This is a genomic window from Mesorhizobium sp. M2A.F.Ca.ET.039.01.1.1, from assembly GCF_003998035.1.
Lineage (GTDB): Bacteria > Pseudomonadota > Alphaproteobacteria > Rhizobiales > Rhizobiaceae > Mesorhizobium.
This window is the reverse complement of record NZ_RZRY01001378.1, coordinates 1-736: the sequence shown is the minus strand read 5'-3', so window position 1 is coordinate 736 and position 736 is coordinate 1. Positions and strand designations below refer to the sequence as shown.

Sequence of the window (736 nt, the reverse complement as noted above, 5' to 3'; positions counted from 1 at the left end):
TATTTCCGCTGGATCAAGCAATCTGAAGATCCGCAAGTTCCTCGCCACCAACGACAATGCCATCCGCCTGCAGCTCTTCGCCGCCATGATCGCCTATGCGCTGCTGCGCATCGCCGCCCGCGCCTGCCGCATCGCCGTGCCCATTCTCAGGTTCACTGACTTGGTCGTCCGATGTCTCTTCGAGCGCCGCAACATCGCAGCGATCGACAAACCGCCGCCCTTCAACCCAAGTCAACGAAAACCCATTCCTCGCCAAACCAGATGTGCTTCACCCATGCATAACTTTCCCCGGACCGCCCTGCGACGATAGGGAAGGCTGGATTCGCTACGGAATTTCGTTCGCGCCCGATTGATGCCCCACATCACGTTGAGCCGGGCAATCTCTTCGTAGGCGAAGCCAAGACCGTTTCTCCCCCCTGCCTTTTCGTGAAACTGCCAAGGATCGAATCTTCGTCTCGGCAGCGGTCGCTCATTTGGCAGGCAGCCCAAGGATATCTCGGGCTTCCTCAGGTGTCGCTGGCTCATGTCCGAGAATATCGATTAGCTGCCGCGCGCGCTCCACAAGCTGTCCGTTGGTCGCGAAAACGCCTCGTCGTAGATACTGATTATCTTCAAGACCTACACGAATGTTGCCTCCAAGCAAGACGGACTGCGCTGCGATTGGATATTGGTTTCGACCTGTCCCGAGAGCGCCCCAATGAGCCCGCTCGGGCAATAACCCTTTCATATAAGCAAC

General features: G+C 57.3%; 1 protein-coding gene and 1 pseudogene. One reads left to right on the top strand and one right to left on the bottom strand.

Going from position 1 to position 736, the window contains the following annotated elements:
• Nucleotides 1-282: pseudogene (locus EOA24_RS39975) on the top strand (IS4 family transposase); the annotation flags it as partial.
• A gap of 187 nt (nucleotides 283-469) precedes the next feature.
• Here the strand turns inward: EOA24_RS39975 and EOA24_RS39970 are convergent.
• A partial coding sequence (locus EOA24_RS39970) for a 3-keto-5-aminohexanoate cleavage protein (protein ID WP_145992588.1) occupies nucleotides 470-736 on the bottom strand: 267 nt, incomplete at its 5' end.